The sequence below is a fragment of the Fictibacillus nanhaiensis genome, from assembly GCF_036213205.1.
Taxonomy (GTDB): Bacteria; Bacillota; Bacilli; order Bacillales; family Fictibacillaceae; genus Fictibacillus; species Fictibacillus nanhaiensis_E.
In genome coordinates this window covers 17,030-31,803 of the sequence record NZ_JARMFC010000019.1, presented here as the reverse complement: position 1 = coordinate 31,803, position 14,774 = coordinate 17,030, and the positions used below count along the sequence as shown (strand labels likewise).

The following is a 14,774-nucleotide window of genomic DNA, read 5'->3' as shown; positions in this document are numbered from 1 at the left end:
CTCTCCTAGCAAGGTTTTTTAGTTTTAACTATTCTTTCTTCTCTTCTTTATACAATCGTAGCTAGTCTTATGCTTTCTTCACAACTATCTGTCCTTCTGCAACATTTACTGTTAGCTTCTCGACGTTCTCGTCATCTAAAAGAACGTCTGCAATTTTATCTTCGATGTGCTCTTGAATGATACGACGAAGTGGTCTTGCTCCGAAAGCTGGATGATATCCTAATTTCGCAAGCTTCTGTTTTGCAGCAGAAGTTACTGAGATCGAGATGTTTTGTTCTTGAAGTTGAACAGAAAGATCAAGCAACATCAAATCAACAATCTTTACAAGGTGTTCTTCTTTTAAAGACTGGAATTGAACGATACTATCAAAACGGTTAAGAAACTCTGGTTTGAAGTAACCGCCTAATGAATCTAAAATCTGTGTCTCTTTTTCAACCTCTTCTGTGTTAAAACCTAGTTTCTTTGTCTGTTTTACAGCTGAACCTGCATTACTTGTCATGATGATCACAGTATCCTTAAAGCTTACCGTACGCCCTTGGCTGTCAGTCAATCTGCCGTCTTCCATGATTTGAAGAAACATGTGCTGTACGTCTGGATGAGCTTTTTCAATCTCATCGAGCAACAAGATACTATATGGCTTACGGCGTATCTGCTCTGTTAGTTGTCCAGCCTCTTCATGTCCAACATATCCTGGAGGTGAACCAATCAATTTAGACACGGCATGCTTTTCCATATATTCACTCATGTCAAGACGAATCATGCTGTCTTCATCGCCAAAGATTTCTTTAGCTAATGTTTTCGTTAATTCTGTTTTACCTACACCCGTTGGTCCTACAAATAAGAAGGAACCGATGGGACGCTTTTTGGCTTTTAACCCTGCACGGCTTCTGCGGATAGCTTTTGCTACCTTTTCTACCGCTTCATCTTGTCCGATTACTTGGGCAGCAAGTTTTGTAGCGAGCTCTTTCATCTTAGACTGTTCATCACTTTGAAGTTTACGAACTGGAATACCCGTTTTTTGTTCAACGATATGTTGAATATCTTCTACTTGCACAATCGCTGCCTTTTTATCCTCTTCTTGTGTTTTAAGTTTTTCATCAAGTACTAATTCTTCTTGTCGAAGCTTAGCTGCGAGCTCATAGTTTTCATCAGCAGCAGCTTTTTCTTTTTCTTTCACGATCTCCTCTAAACGCTCTTCAATAGATGATTTTTCTATCGTAATGTGCTGCAGGTTGCTCTTAGAACCAGCTTCATCCATAAGGTCAATCGCTTTATCTGGCAAGAAGCGGTCTTGAATATAACGGTGTGATAAAGTGACACAAGCTTTTAACGCTTCTTCTGTAAATTTTACTTGATGATAATCTTCATAACGTGATGCAAGTCCTTTCAGAATCTCAAATGCTTCATCAGGTGTTGGTTCATTAACGATCACAGGCTGGAAGCGGCGTTCTAACGCTGCATCTTTTTCAATTTGGCGATATTCTTTGAGTGTTGTAGCACCAACCATTTGAAGTTCTCCACGAGCGAGTGCTGGTTTCAGTATGTTACCTGCATCCATTGATCCTTCAGCAGAACCTGCTCCTACGATTTGATGCACTTCATCTACAAATAGAATCACGTTCTTGCGTTTTTGAAGTTCAGCGATAAGTTGCTTCATTCTTTCTTCAAACTGACCTCTTACACCAGTATCTGCAACGAGTGAAGCAACATCTAACAAGTAGACTTCTTTGTTCAGAAGCTTTGCAGGAACATTGCCTTCAACAATCTTAGTAGCTAACCCTTCAGCGATTGCTGTTTTACCCACACCTGGCTCACCTATTAATACCGGGTTATTCTTTGTACGGCGGTTCAATATTTCAATGACACGACGTACCTCTTGATCACGTCCGATTACGGGATCTATGATACCTGCCTTTGCCGCATCTGTTAAGTTACGGCCAAATTTGTCTAAGAAGCCACCGCCTCGGTTGCCTTTTTGAGTTTGTTGATGCTGATGATTGTTAGACTGATCTGAAAACGCTTGACCATTCATCATCTGTTGGAATATATCATCGAAAGAAGAAAAGTTCATATTCATTCCTCCCCCAGTAGTCATTTCTTGTTTTACTTTATGGTAACAATCCGAGCAGAGCACAAATTGTTTCTTTTCTTTATTCATAGAAATACTCATTTGGATCGTAGCAGGATTAACTTCACATTGTTCACAACGCATAATTGTAACCCCCTATTTAGATTTTTAGAAAATTTGTATAAATTATTTGCGATTATAACGGTATACTTTTCGTTTCGCAACTTTTTTGGTCAATTAATCTCAGCCAGATTGCTCAATGTTTGACTTTGACTTTATTTGACCTTTCACCTTTAATCACATTATACTTTGACCTTTTTTGACTTTCAAGTATTTTGTTTGACTGTTAAAAATAACAAAAAGAGATGAGCTCTTAACTCATCTCTTCCCCAAATCAGTTCCAATTAAAAGTGATTTTTTGTCTGTAATCTTCTGTTTCTCCGGTCGGCGTTAACCAAACCTCAAGTGTATAAGACCCTGGCTCTAGATTGTTTACCAAAATGTCTTGCTTAAAAACATCTGCTTGTTTCAATTTTAATGAAGTAAGAACCTGCATGAACATATGATTTTTCGAGTACTGGTACACTACTTTACCACTCTTATCTTTTATTACATAATCAAATTTTTGACTGGATGAAAATTGAAATACCTTCTCTTTTTCTGTTTGATTTTTCAACTCATACCGAAATAGAATACCTTTTGCGTTCTGCTGTTCTTGAACATTGATTGTGCTTTCAATATTTCCTGCAACGATACCGTTCTGACCATCTTGTCCCGATCTCTCTTCTTTTCCATCATTAGGACTCTGATAGCTCTCATTGTCTTTCTTACCATCACCTATCACCGGTTGCTCTCTCCCCTCGGATTGGTTTTGGCTGTCATTGTTCCCACAGCCTGTCACGACTATCGAAATACATAATAGAATCAGTATAACATGCCATTTATTTATCCTACATTTTATCATCGTTCTTCACCTCACTTGTTAGTTTGGGCATATATACGGAATTTCATGTTTAAAAAGGATTTTTAGCTTACTTCATGTAAAATAGAAATGAAATCATACGGATAAGGAGTGTGTTTCTATGGAAATGACAAAGTCAGATCTTTTGCTTGAGATGCAGAAAATAACTTCTGAAAAACGTGCCACACAAAATGAAACGATTCTCTGGCAGCATAGCCATGATGAATCTTATCACCACCCTGTTTCTCCTGATGTAGTTGTATACCCTATTTCATCAGATGAAATTTCTTCTATATTAAAATTCGCAAATGAAAACAAAATTCCTGTTGTGCCTTACGGAGCTGGTTCTAGTCTTGAAGGTCATTGTATCCCGGTAAAAGGCGGAATCTCACTAAATTTCCAAGAGATGAATGAAGTTCTAGAGATTCGTCCAGATGATTTTTTAGTAAAAGTACAGCCCGGCGTTACACGTACTCAGCTAAACCTAGCGTTAAAGAAATTCGGATTGTTCTTTCCAGTCGATCCCGGAGCAGATGCTACGATCGGTGGAATGGCAGCTACGAATGCAAGTGGGACAACAAGCGTAAAATATGGAATCATGCGCGACCAAGTAAGAAACCTTCAAGTTGTACTAGCTGATGGACAAATTATTCAAACCGGCGGAATGGCTGCAAAATCGTCAGCCGGCTATCACTTGACCTCCATGTTTGTAGGCTCAGAAGGTACTCTTGGGATTTTTACCGAGATTACCTTAAAAGTCTATGGAATTCCTGAGTCAGTCCTTGCAGCGAGATGCACATTTCCATCTGTTCAAACGGCTGTGGAAGCAGCAGGTGCCGTTCTTGGCTCTGGCACTGGTATCGCAAGGATGGAGCTGGTCGATGAACGTTCTATCGTCCAAGTAAACCACAATAGTGATACATCGTATAGAGAAGCTCCTACCTTATTTTTAGAGTTTCAAGGAAATCCAGCAAGCGTTACATATGAAGCGTCAATGACAAAAGAGTTGCTAGAGAGCTTTGGAGGTCTGGAATGGGTGGAGGAACGTGATTCTAAAGCACGTGCAAAGCTTTGGGAAGCAAGACACCATTTAGCTTATGCGTTTAAACACGGCTATCCTGGCAGATCAATGATGTTTACAGATGTTTGTCTTCCACTCTCTGAATTGTCTGGAGCTATCGTACATGCGAGAAAAACGATGGATGAGATTGGTGTACCTGGTGCAGTACTCGGTCATGTCGGGGATGGAAATTTCCATGCCATTTTGATGTATGATAACTCAATTCTAGAAGAGCGCGAAAAAGCAGATACGGTGAACGCTAGTATCGTGGACTATGCTCTGCAAAAAGGCGGCACATGTACAGGAGAGCACGGTATTGGAATCGGAAAAGCAAAATATTTGGCTAAGGAACATGCTGATACTCTTCCGATCATGTTAGCTATAAAAAAACAATTAGATCCAAACGACATTTTAAACCCAGGTAAGATCATATTATAGAATAAAACGGTAGGCTTGTATGATTCGTAGTGAGAGTAAACCTAAGAGGAGGCGCTTTATCATGATAGTCGTTACAACAGAGAACATAAAAGGCTATGAAGTGAAGGAAGTTAAGGGTTCTGCTTTTGGAGTGGTAGTCCGTGCTCGTGGAATCGGCGGTGACATCATGGCAGGACTGCGAGGAATCATGGGTGGTGAGATCAAAGAGTATACGAGCATGCTTGAAGATGCCCGTAAACAAGCCGTTGATCGGATGGTTAAGAATGCTACGGAGATGGGTGGCAATGCTATCATCATGATGCGTTTTGATTCTGGGGAGATGGGCAATAACATGAGCGAGATCGTTGCTTATGGAACTGTTGTCGTCATTGAAAAACAATGAACATGATAAACATCCTTATCGGCTGGCAGGTTCTGTCTATCCTCTTTTTAATTGTCTTAGGCATCATCTCTTGGATTTATTTTGATAAGCGTTATAAAAAAAGTGGAACAAAAGTACCTTCAGGCTATATTTGAACAGATGAGATTTCAATCGATCCTACTTCAGGAAAAAGGGAACGCGTCTATTATAATCCTGAAACAGGCGACCGGTTTTATAAACAAGAATAAGGAATAAAGAATAAAGCTTGTCTTTTTAAGGGAATATCCTTTAAAGACAAGCTTTTTTGTAGCTCATGATGTTTATTATTTGTTTCAAGATTTTCTTTCGGTGCGGTTGCGAGTTTTATGCTCGGTCCACAGGTTTTATGCTCGGTCCACGAGTTTTATGCTCGGTCCCGGGGTTTAATGCTCGGTCCACGGGTTTTATGCTCGGTCCACGGGTTTTATGCTCGGTCCACGGGTTTTATGCTCGGTCCACGGGTTTTAATGCTCGGTCCCCGGGTTTTATGCTCGGTCCATAAGTTTTATGCTCACACTTATATTTAAATTCTTCAAAAGCCTCCCATTCAAATGGGAGGCTTCACTAAACTTCTATTCATTTCTACACTTTAAATTTATTAATTGCTTCATTCATCTCTTCTGCTAGCTGTGAAAGTGCGTTTGATGAAGATGAGATCTCCTCCATGCTTGCTAACTGTTCTTCTGCAGAAGCAGAAACTTCTTGAGTGGACGAAGCAGCTGTTTCTGCCATCGATGAGATCACATCGATCGAACCAACAACATGTTCAGTACTTGCTGTCATCTGCTCTGTTGCGGCTGAGATATCCCTCACTTGGCCAGAAACCTCTGCAACAGTTTCGTACAAACTTTTAAAGGCTTCACCCGATTGATAGACGAGTTCTCTACCATCATTCACTTCTATCGCACCGTTATTCATAGCCTCAACGGCTTTTTCGGTTAGTTCCTGAATGCTAGTGATCAGTTGACCGATCTGGGATGCAGATGCTGAAGATTGCTCTGCCAACTTTCGAACTTCATCAGCAACTACAGCAAAACCTCTCCCTTGTTCCCCTGCACGGGCTGCCTCGATTGCTGCATTCAGTGCTAGCAAGTTTGTCTGACCTGCAATATCCGTGATCACATCAACAATATTCGTAATTTCTTGAGACTGCTCACCAAGATCCTTCACAACTTGTGAAGTGCTGTCCATAGAAGTATGAATCGCATCCATCTGGCCGATCGTTTTTTGAATCGTATCATTGCCACCATTTGCTACTTGCATAGAACGAGCTGATGCTTCAGACATATTCTGCATACTAACTGCGATCTGTTGAATGCCGGCAGAAAGCTGGTTCATGGCTTCTACGATATCATCTACCGTACGCACTTGTTCTTGAGATCCGCCCGCTACTTCTCCTATCGTTGTTGCGATCTGTTCTGTTGCCATACTCGTTTGCTCAGCTGAAGCAGTTAATTCTTCAGAAGACGCTGCCACTTGTTCTGCAGTGGCTCTAACTTGCCTAATTAGGGTAGCAAGATTCGTCCCCATATGGTTGATCCCATCTGCGAGCATTCCAATCTCATCTTTATTTTTTACAGAGATCGGATCCATCGTCAGATCACCGTCTGCGATGTCATTTAGCATTTTGGACATTTTCACAACAGGTCTAGAGATCATAAGTGAAATCGTGTAACCGATTGCAAGTGCAGCCACTACAATAACGATCCCTAAAATCGTGACTAAAGATACAACGAACTTCTCTTCGTCCTGAACAACTACTCTACCCTCAGCCATTAGGTTTGCTTGCCTCTTTCCCATCTCTTCTGTAACAGCTCGCATGTCTCTGCCTAGTGGAAATAAAGTGCTTTTCGCATATTCATTTGCAGCTTCCATGTTGCTCATTGAATTTTGCAAAACGCGGTCTGATTCATTTTTGTAATCATTGTTCAAGTAATAAATTTTCTCAAGTCGATCTTTATCTGCTTTAACTTTAACCAGTTTCATCGTTTCATTTACGAGTGTATTAATTCTTTCGTTCGCGTCAGTCAACTTTTGTTTGCTTTCGGTCGATTGTTCGAGCAAGTATTCCCTAACACTATTGTTTTGCACGGTCGCTTGAAGTTCAATCTCTTTTGCATTGTTATAGATGACCGTTCTTCTGTCTAACAGTTCACTGTATGTATGTTGCATGTCTTTTAAAAAGTAAAAGAAAACTCCACAAGTTGCAGCAAACAGAACGGCAATCGTTAAAAAAGAACCTACTAGTTTTTTTCTCAACGTCAGTTTCATATGTCACCTCTTATAAATTTCTGTTGCTAAAAATAACCGGACAATTTAGCACGATGATTAGGTGATCATCCTGCTTAGAGACTCCTTTTATTAACGAGTCCTCTTTTGAACGAAAACTTCCTGGTGATTGTATGGAATTTGCTTCAATATCAATAACATCCGTTGCGGCTTCCGTTAAAAGCCCTAAGAAGTTTTCTTCATTCTGTAAAATGACAATTCTAGTCTGATCTGTGATCTCGGTCTTTCCTTTGCCGATCAGCTGTCCAAAATCAATAATTGGAACAATATTCTCTCTTAAATGAATGATTCCTAAAACATCTGAAGACATTTCAGGTATTGGTGTGATCTCAAGAACACGTTCAATCGAAGCCACATGTTCGATCGGCAGCCCATATTGTTCAACACCAGCCGTAATTACAACAATCTTTAAAGTTTGAGTGCCAAGGGACATCTTACTTACTCCTTTTCTAGGTATTTCTTCATTAAACAATAGTCATAAGTTCTTACTCTTTTATCGGTTAAGAAATTCAATTGTTTTAGGCTTATATTAATCTTGTAAATTATTGAACCTTATACAAAAAAACACTTGAGCAATTTCTGCTCAAGCGTTGCTTTTTCTTATCTTATTAATTCCACGTTCTCTACCGTATTTGGTGGAATGGTTACTTGCACCTCTACAAATTGTTTCGAACCGTATAACTGAGTTTCAACTACATTTCCGGCAGAAGGTGTATAAGTGCCTTGTTTCATATAGAATGGGATATTTACAGTGAGAGGTTTATTTAAGCGATTTGTAACTGTCGCTGTTTGGTTAACTTGCGATCCATCGTTTGGCAGCTGAAATTTATTTTCAAATGAAACAACACCAGCTGATGTATTACCATTTTGATAAACTGGCATGGATCTGTCTGGCCCTTCGTATACGTAAGATTTGAACTTATTATCAGCTAAATTCTTTTCAAATAAACGATAACCTACCCATGGCTTAGCTGATAGTTCAATAGATGCAGTTGTAGAATACAAAATACCGTCTTGCTCTGTAATATTATCGACGTGCGTATGTCCATGCAATGATATATCCACGTTATTCTGCTGCATAACATCAATTAGTTCATGAGAACCTTCACCGTGCCATTGCTGATCATATTTAATACCGAGTGCCTCACCTTTTATGAGTGTTGTTAAATGCTGCGGATCATGTTTCGCATCGTATTCTTTCCAATACTCGTTTACATGCGGATCTGTTGATGGCCATATGTCGCGATCACGCCATAAAGGATTATGATGAGAAAATAATCCCCTTACTTGTTCAGGTTGTGCACTTGCCTTATTATCAGCTAAATCTTTTTTAATCCACTCCATTTGTTCATCACGTATTTGCCCACCCCAAGTAGGAACGGATACGGATCCATGTCCTTGCCTGTCAAACTTGTGCCAATCAAAAGAGTTGTATCCAATCATGTGAGCATATGGTCCGTAATCAAACGAGAAATATTGAGGACCGAAATATTGTTCCCAATACTTTGCACCATCCGTTAGGGTAGCATCTTGTGCATAATAATCATGGTTCCCTGGGACGATATACACAGGAACATTAAATTGCTTCAGCATGCGGTATGTTTCTTCATATTCATAGATATATTCTTTTGGATTCATTTGACCATACATTAAGTCACCAGTCATCACCACAAAATCCGGATTTAACAGATTGACTTGTTTGATCGTTTTTTGCAAATATAGCCACCGTTTCGTTTGATCTGGATGCCATAATCCTGCTTCTGTAATATTAGCTGGGTCTGCTATATTTCGTGGAGAGCCAACATGAATATCCGTTAGATGCATAAACTTAAATTCTTTGTTGAACTCTTTTACTACCTTAACCGAGTTTGGTTCATCATCTGTAATACGGGTTCCATCACCGGTATAAGTAACTTGCAGATCAAATAACTCTTCTGGAATCTCACTTGGAATTTGTACAGTAACATTATAAATAGAAGAGCTATCACTCCAATACGAAGATCCTTTTTGCACATTTTTCACAGGAAGAGTAAATGTTCCATCTACATTCGCTGCATCTGTTGGATTTAAAGAAACTTCCCATCCAGCAGGTTCTTTCCCTTTTGTATCCACCTTAATTGTTAGATCAGAACCGTTCTTTTTAATTGCGGGTGTTGCCATAAGTGGATAAATAATATTATCTATTTTTGGATCTAGTGCTAGATTTGGTATACTATCCAAATAGTTTTCAGTGTTCCCAATACCTCCATCTTGTTTGTCAATACCCGCTAAAAAGGCATGAGCTTGTCCAGCAGGTATCGTCAAAGCACCAGATATAATAAGCGCTGTTAGCTTCGTCTTCCAATTCATGTACTATTCTCCCTTCAAATTAACTTGCATCTTGAAAGTAACAGCACAACGTAAATTTAATGTAACAGCACATTAAATATTTTATGAAACAATTATTTTACTATATCTCTTTCAATCTATTTCGTGCTTCTTTTTCTTCAAATGAACTAAATACACGATAATCGTTTTGATCGAGAATTCGGAAATGATGACTGATTACATTCTGTTGGAGCCGGTAGCTTTTATGTGAATCTATTTCTTTCCACCACACATGTCCACCCCATGTTTTCTCCTTTGATCTTGCTACATACTCATGGACGACTAGTTCCATAACATCCAGAGGATTTCCACCAAGGGCATTGTTAAGAATGTCAGAATTCCGAAAAAGTGCACACATCGCAACGATTACTGTCCAACTCGCTTTGATTCTTTCCTTTTCGATCTGCACTAGCGTTTTCTTTGATATACCTAATATATCTGCCATCTTGTCTTGAGTATATCCAAGTTCCGTTCGAACGAGTTTAATCTTACCTGTTAATAAATCCACAATTTCGTCTTGCGTCATGATAAGAAATTCTCCTTTTATCCTTTTAGGAACATTTTACACAAAAAAACTCCTTTCAACAAAATTGAAAGGAGTATCAGCTATACGTATAAGGTTCCCAATGAGCAAGGTCATAGAGCCCAGAATTAATTCGTGTACTCTCCGCCTCTAACAATGACAACAGTTCATTAGGAAGCTCACTGTAATGATTGGCCAGGTTCATCTCATCGTTTGGAGACGAGATAAGAACTGTGAACAACTTCTTATTTTCCATGTTCATCCCATGCACATGAATATAATTTAAATCTTTCACTCGGTATACAAAAAAGATACGATATTTATTCATCTTTCCCACACTCCCTTATGAACAGTGTGGTCGGATTTTACAAACTTTAAACCTTATTTGGTTGAAGCAGGTGCAGTAGGAAGTTCGATCTCCACCTTCGTTCCTTCGTTCTCAACAGAAGAAAATTGTATAGCTCCACCATGCTCTTCAATAATCTTAAAGCAAACCATCAATCCTAAACCCGTCCCTTTTTCCTTTGTTGTATAAAAGGGTTCTCCAAGAGTTTTCAAACGTTCATCCGGAATACCACAGCCTTGATCTTTTAACTCGAGCAAAACAGAATCGTTGCGAGTTCCAATCTTAATATGAATCTCTCCGTCCTTATCCATACTTTCAATCGCATTCTTTAATAGATTGATAAAAAGCTGTTTAAGCTGATTTTCCACACCATATACAAGCGGAATGTTATCCGAGATATTTACCCAGATCTGTATGTTTTTCATGATCGCTTGCGTTTCTAGCAATCTTACAACACTATAGATCAGTTCTTGAATGTTCGTATGTTCAAAGCTAACTGCCTGAGGTTTAGCAACAAGCATAAGCTCACCGACAATATCGTTGATTCGATTCAGCTCTGACTCCATAATTCTAAGATATTCTAATCGGATCACATCGTCTGCATCTGATAAAAGCTTCGTAAACCCTTTTAATGAGGTTAGCGGATTACGAATTTCATGCGCCACCCCTGCAGCAAGCTCACCTAAAACAGACAGCTTCTCCGATTTCAACATAAGTTCTTCTGTCTGCTTAGCTTTTGTTACGTCCCTTGCAAAGGTAACTAGGCTCTCAACATGTCCGTCCTTTGTCATAACCGGTACGCCACGTGCCTCGAGTAATATCCAATCACCCTTCTTATGAAGCAGTCTGAATTCTGTCTGGAACGGTTCTTTTTTTACAAGAGCTCTCATGAACTGATCAGACAGGCTCTGTATATCTTCTGGATGGACCATTTCAAGGATAGCGCCTTTAATCTCACCGTCTTCGTAGCCAAGAACAGGTAAATGTGAAGGTGATACATATTGAATGATACCGGATGGATCAATCACAGTGATCAGATCTGTAGAATGTTCTGCGATCAAACGATATTTCGCCTCACTTTCACGTAGAGCACGCTCTACTTTTTTCTGAGAAGTAATATCTCGATATACAATTACGAATCCCATTATCTTCCCATCCATGTCACATATGTTTGAAAAAGATGCAGATACGTCAAAAACGGTTCCGTCTTTGTGGATACGCTGTGTTTCATGAAGCGGAACCGATTGTCCCTGTTTTAAGAGATCAATAATCTCCTTTGACTCACCTTGCAGATGTTCAGGTGTAATAACAGGATAGTCGTCATTATCCTCTGAGAAATCCTCTTCAGCCCAACCAAACATCTGAATGAATGCATCATTTACCTTAATAACTTCTTGTCTTGTATTGATAATGAGAATGGCATCTGTCGTTCCTTTTAAAACGGACTCTAATAAATCGAGAGCCACACTCAACTCTTCTTCCTTTTGCTTATGGGGTGTTATATCTCGCCCCGTTATGACTAACACTTGAGGTTTTCCATCACTCGTAAAGGTTGGTTGCTTAATGAGCTCGAGCATCACTTTTCGACCGCTCTTCATGAGTATCTTTTCAGCTGTTTTTATTGGCTTTCTTGTTTCCCATGCTCTCTTATCGGAAAGACTACACCTTTCAATCGCTTCATATGAAAGTCTTGTTTCTAGTTCCTCAAGACTTTTTCCTTTATATTCATCGTGGTTGATTCCATAAATATTGAGGGCAAACCGGTTTGCTTCTGCCCAAGTTCCATCCGGATACCTTAAACAAACAAATTCAGGCAGGACATCAATCATTTCTTTTAAAGTGGCAACTGCAGGTAATTCGTCCTGGCTCAATACTTTCATTTTATCCACCCTTTTTTACTAAACTTTCTTAACGTCTATAAATTAAATAAAAGGGGCTATTTTCCTTTATTTTTTTTGTAGTTTCGCACGTCAAATTCGTGTATTTTTCGCCTTAATATGACAAAAAGACGCTTTCCTCGAGGAAAGCGTCTTTTGTATTTACTGACGATTAAACGGCTTTTACCGCTTCTTTTAGCGATTTACCTGGCTTGAAAGCTGGCACATTGCTTGCTTGAATCATGATTTCTTCGCCAGTAAGAGGATTGCGTCCTTTTCTTGCGTTACGGTTTCTTGTTTCAAATGTTCCGAAACCGATAAGCTGTACGCTCTCACCGTTTTTCAAAGCATCTGTAATCGCATCTAACACTGCATCAACGGCAAGCGCTGATTCCTTTTTGTTCATACTCGTTGCATTTCGAACTGCATCTACTAAATCCATCTTTTTCATTATGTGTTGCTCCTTTCAAACATTAAATGAACTGCTTGTGTAGCAACATTATTAACTAAAAAGATAGGTTTCATACAGAAAGATACAAAATTCCGAAAAATATTTATATAGTTTAATAATTCGTTTTCTAATCAGAAACCTTGAATAGTCATTCCACCATCAACAAATAGTGTTTGGCCGTTCACGTAATCAGCTGCTTCACTTGCTAAAAAAACAGCAGGTCCCACAAGGTCTGGTAATTCTCCTACTCTCTTTTGCGGAGTAACAGAAAGTATATCTTGTAGATACTCCTCGTCAGCTAGTAGTTTCTCTGTTAATGGTGTCTTAAAATACCATGGGCCTATGCTGTTCACATTAATTCCGTACTGCCCCCACTCAAGTGCTAAGTTCTTCGTCATCTGTATTATAGCAGCTTTTGTAGAGGCATAGACAACACCTGTTCGAAGAGCGACATGTCCTGCAACAGAAGAAATAGTAATTATCTTACCTCCGCCAGCTTGCTTCATACGTTCACCTGCTTGCTGTGAGAACCAAAAAGCTGAACGAAGATTCGTATGCATGATGATATCCCATTCCTCATCAGAGACATCTAATGCTTTTGATCGGATATTCATTCCTGCATTGTTCACAAGAATGTTTACGCTTACCCCCTCTTCGTCTAGCGTTTCAAAAATTCCAATAACTTGTTCCTTATTCGTAACATCTGCTTCAAAAATATAAGCTTTTGTTCCTGCACTTTCGATCAACTGTGCTGTCTTTTCCAAATCAGACTGTGTTCTTGATACAATCACTACATCTGCTCCGGCTTCAGCATATCCAATCGCGATTGCCTGTCCGATCCCTCTTCCAGCACCAGTTACGAGTGCTGTTTTGCCTTTAAGTGAAAATGACGGTAAATACACGTATACGACCTCCTCTATTTAGTTAAAAAGTTCGGGGGAAATGATGAAGTAACGTTCTTGGTTTGTCTCATAAGTATTCATCGTATGAATGCTAATTTGGTAGGTAGGTATATCCATATCGTCTTCCATTTCAGAATCGTCCTCACGTACTACAAGATCAGTAATTTTTTTAATACCTGAATTCTCTATGTTCCACAAAGAGCTGTCCACACTATCAAACTGTACTTGTTCAAAGTTTGTGAAGCTCAAATAATAGGAATCACCTTTTGGAACCATATGTTTTAATCCATGCAGATCGAGCGCTTTAAAATAAATGTGAGGTGAAGAGATATAGTTTTGTCGATTTACCATCTGGAGTTTCGCATCCTGAATTTGAGTGCTAATTTGATATTTGCCATCGTGTAAAGTGACCCATGCATTCATATCTCGACCGTCTCTATAATAAGAAGCTTCATAGTTAAACTGCTGAATCTTTCCTTTCTTATTAAAAATGAGCGACAGGTTATTGATAGTAAGCTCTCCTTCTGCATGCAGCGCTTTCTTTACCTTCTCATACTCTTTATTTAATTTCATTTCGTATGCATTTGTTAGAGCATTAACTCGGAACACTTCTTCATAATAAGCAGCTACTGAGTAGTTCATAATTAAGCTTGATGCAAAAGATAACACTCCTAGAGAAGCAGCCCACTTTTTAGCATCTTTATTTACGATGATCTTAGGAAGGAAAAAGAGCAGGAAGATCGCAAGTCCCACTGGTAGTACCCAAGATTCAATACGAAACGTAAACGTACCTAATAAAAAGTAGCCAATCAGTTTCCACCCGATCTTTGATTCTTCGCGGTCTGCTTTCTTCGTATAAATGAGTATCAATAATACAAGAAAAATGACTGAGATGCCCCAAGCTAGTAACGACTCTATTCGCATCGTTACCCCCCTAATTTTTGGATAATAATATAAGTTTATCAAAAAATCCGTGAAAAAGACGCTGCTATCCAATAGAAATCGAAAACAACAAAAAACAACTTGCTCATAAGCTGTTTCGTAACATTGAACAACTCAATCATCATGTACAGCCCACTAAAAAAAGCACAG

At 39.2% G+C, this 14,774-nt stretch carries 14 protein-coding genes; 3 read left to right on the top strand and 11 right to left on the bottom strand.

What is annotated here, in order from left to right:
* Positions 1-67 precede the first annotated feature (67 nt).
* Together P4V41_RS16895 and P4V41_RS16890 are read right to left on the bottom strand one after the other, a co-directional pair.
* Positions 68-2,212 (bottom strand): ATP-dependent Clp protease ATP-binding subunit, encoded by a 2,145-nt coding sequence (locus P4V41_RS16895; protein ID WP_328086327.1) that lies wholly within the window; start codon positions 2,210-2,212, stop codon positions 68-70.
* Positions 2,213-2,462: 250 nt separating this feature from the next.
* Positions 2,463-2,912 (bottom strand): BsuPI-related putative proteinase inhibitor, encoded by a 450-nt coding sequence (locus P4V41_RS16890; protein ID WP_328086326.1) that lies wholly within the window; start codon positions 2,910-2,912, stop codon positions 2,463-2,465.
* Positions 2,913-3,150: 238 nt separating this feature from the next.
* On the opposite strand from P4V41_RS16890, the gene P4V41_RS16885 reads away from it, so the two are divergent.
* From P4V41_RS16885 to P4V41_RS21675, 3 genes are all read left to right on the top strand, one after another.
* Positions 3,151-4,527: an FAD-binding oxidoreductase gene (locus P4V41_RS16885; protein ID WP_328086325.1), complete on the top strand. Its 1,377-nt coding sequence runs from the start codon at positions 3,151-3,153 to the stop codon at positions 4,525-4,527.
* Between the two features lie 61 nt (positions 4,528-4,588).
* Positions 4,589-4,909, top strand: coding sequence for a YbjQ family protein (locus P4V41_RS16880; protein WP_137790415.1), 321 nt, complete (start codon positions 4,589-4,591; stop codon positions 4,907-4,909).
* Positions 4,906-5,043, top strand: coding sequence for a hypothetical protein (locus tag P4V41_RS21675; protein ID WP_419181329.1), 138 nt, complete (start codon positions 4,906-4,908; stop codon positions 5,041-5,043). Before P4V41_RS16880 ends, P4V41_RS21675 begins: the two co-directional genes overlap by 4 nt.
* A gap of 466 nt (positions 5,044-5,509) precedes the next feature.
* Here the strand turns inward: P4V41_RS21675 and P4V41_RS16875 are convergent, their stop codons facing one another.
* From P4V41_RS16875 to P4V41_RS16835, 9 genes are all read right to left on the bottom strand, one after another.
* The gene (locus P4V41_RS16875) at positions 5,510-7,198 is read right to left on the bottom strand and encodes a methyl-accepting chemotaxis protein (RefSeq protein WP_328086324.1); all 1,689 of its coding nucleotides are present in this window, start codon (positions 7,196-7,198) and stop codon (positions 5,510-5,512) included.
* A gap of 10 nt (positions 7,199-7,208) precedes the next feature.
* Complete coding sequence (locus P4V41_RS16870) at positions 7,209-7,649, bottom strand: chemotaxis protein CheW (protein ID WP_328086323.1); 441 nt, start codon at positions 7,647-7,649, stop codon at positions 7,209-7,211.
* 167 nt (positions 7,650-7,816) lie between these two features.
* Positions 7,817-9,565 (bottom strand): metallophosphoesterase, encoded by a 1,749-nt coding sequence (locus P4V41_RS16865; RefSeq protein WP_328086322.1) that lies wholly within the window; start codon positions 9,563-9,565, stop codon positions 7,817-7,819.
* A gap of 100 nt (positions 9,566-9,665) precedes the next feature.
* Positions 9,666-10,109: a helix-turn-helix transcriptional regulator gene (locus P4V41_RS16860; protein WP_328086320.1), complete on the bottom strand. Its 444-nt coding sequence runs from the start codon at positions 10,107-10,109 to the stop codon at positions 9,666-9,668.
* A gap of 76 nt (positions 10,110-10,185) precedes the next feature.
* Positions 10,186-10,434 carry a hypothetical protein gene (locus tag P4V41_RS16855; RefSeq protein WP_328086319.1) on the bottom strand — a complete coding sequence of 83 codons (249 nt, stop codon included), beginning with the start codon at positions 10,432-10,434 and terminating at the stop codon, positions 10,186-10,188.
* Between the two features lie 53 nt (positions 10,435-10,487).
* Entirely contained in the window at positions 10,488-12,332 is a 1,845-nt protein-coding gene (locus P4V41_RS16850) for a PAS domain S-box protein (RefSeq protein WP_328086318.1), read from the bottom strand.
* Positions 12,333-12,501: 169 nt separating this feature from the next.
* Positions 12,502-12,780, bottom strand: coding sequence for an HU family DNA-binding protein (locus P4V41_RS16845; protein WP_066236049.1), 279 nt, complete (start codon positions 12,778-12,780; stop codon positions 12,502-12,504).
* Between the two features lie 131 nt (positions 12,781-12,911).
* Positions 12,912-13,682, bottom strand: coding sequence for a glucose 1-dehydrogenase (locus P4V41_RS16840; RefSeq protein WP_328086316.1), 771 nt, complete (start codon positions 13,680-13,682; stop codon positions 12,912-12,914).
* A gap of 18 nt (positions 13,683-13,700) precedes the next feature.
* Positions 13,701-14,606 carry a hypothetical protein gene (locus P4V41_RS16835; RefSeq protein ID WP_328086315.1) on the bottom strand — a complete coding sequence of 302 codons (906 nt, stop codon included), beginning with the start codon at positions 14,604-14,606 and terminating at the stop codon, positions 13,701-13,703.
* Positions 14,607-14,774: the final 168 nt, after the last annotated feature.

Bases quoted from the DNA above. Each gene is read 5' to 3' on its own strand.
- P4V41_RS16880 (WP_137790415.1), top strand. From the start codon at position 4,589: ATGATAGTCGTTACAACAGAGAACATAAAAGGCTATGAAGTGAAGGAA.
- P4V41_RS16875 (WP_328086324.1), bottom strand. From the start codon at position 7,198: ATGAAACTGACGTTGAGAAAAAAACTAGTAGGTTCTTTTTTAACGATT.
- P4V41_RS16850 (WP_328086318.1), bottom strand. From the start codon at position 12,332: ATGAAAGTATTGAGCCAGGACGAATTACCTGCAGTTGCCACTTTAAAA.
- P4V41_RS16870 (WP_328086323.1), bottom strand. From the start codon at position 7,649: ATGTCCCTTGGCACTCAAACTTTAAAGATTGTTGTAATTACGGCTGGT.
- P4V41_RS16845 (WP_066236049.1), bottom strand. From the start codon at position 12,780: ATGAAAAAGATGGATTTAGTAGATGCAGTTCGAAATGCAACGAGTATG.
- P4V41_RS16860 (WP_328086320.1), bottom strand. From the start codon at position 10,109: ATGACGCAAGACGAAATTGTGGATTTATTAACAGGTAAGATTAAACTC.
- P4V41_RS16855 (WP_328086319.1), bottom strand. From the start codon at position 10,434: ATGAATAAATATCGTATCTTTTTTGTATACCGAGTGAAAGATTTAAAT.
- P4V41_RS16865 (WP_328086322.1), bottom strand. From the start codon at position 9,565: ATGAATTGGAAGACGAAGCTAACAGCGCTTATTATATCTGGTGCTTTG.
- P4V41_RS16895 (WP_328086327.1), bottom strand. From the start codon at position 2,212: ATGCGTTGTGAACAATGTGAAGTTAATCCTGCTACGATCCAAATGAGT.
- P4V41_RS16885 (WP_328086325.1), top strand. From the start codon at position 3,151: ATGGAAATGACAAAGTCAGATCTTTTGCTTGAGATGCAGAAAATAACT.
- P4V41_RS21675 (WP_419181329.1), top strand. From the start codon at position 4,906: ATGAACATGATAAACATCCTTATCGGCTGGCAGGTTCTGTCTATCCTC.
- P4V41_RS16835 (WP_328086315.1), bottom strand. From the start codon at position 14,606: ATGCGAATAGAGTCGTTACTAGCTTGGGGCATCTCAGTCATTTTTCTT.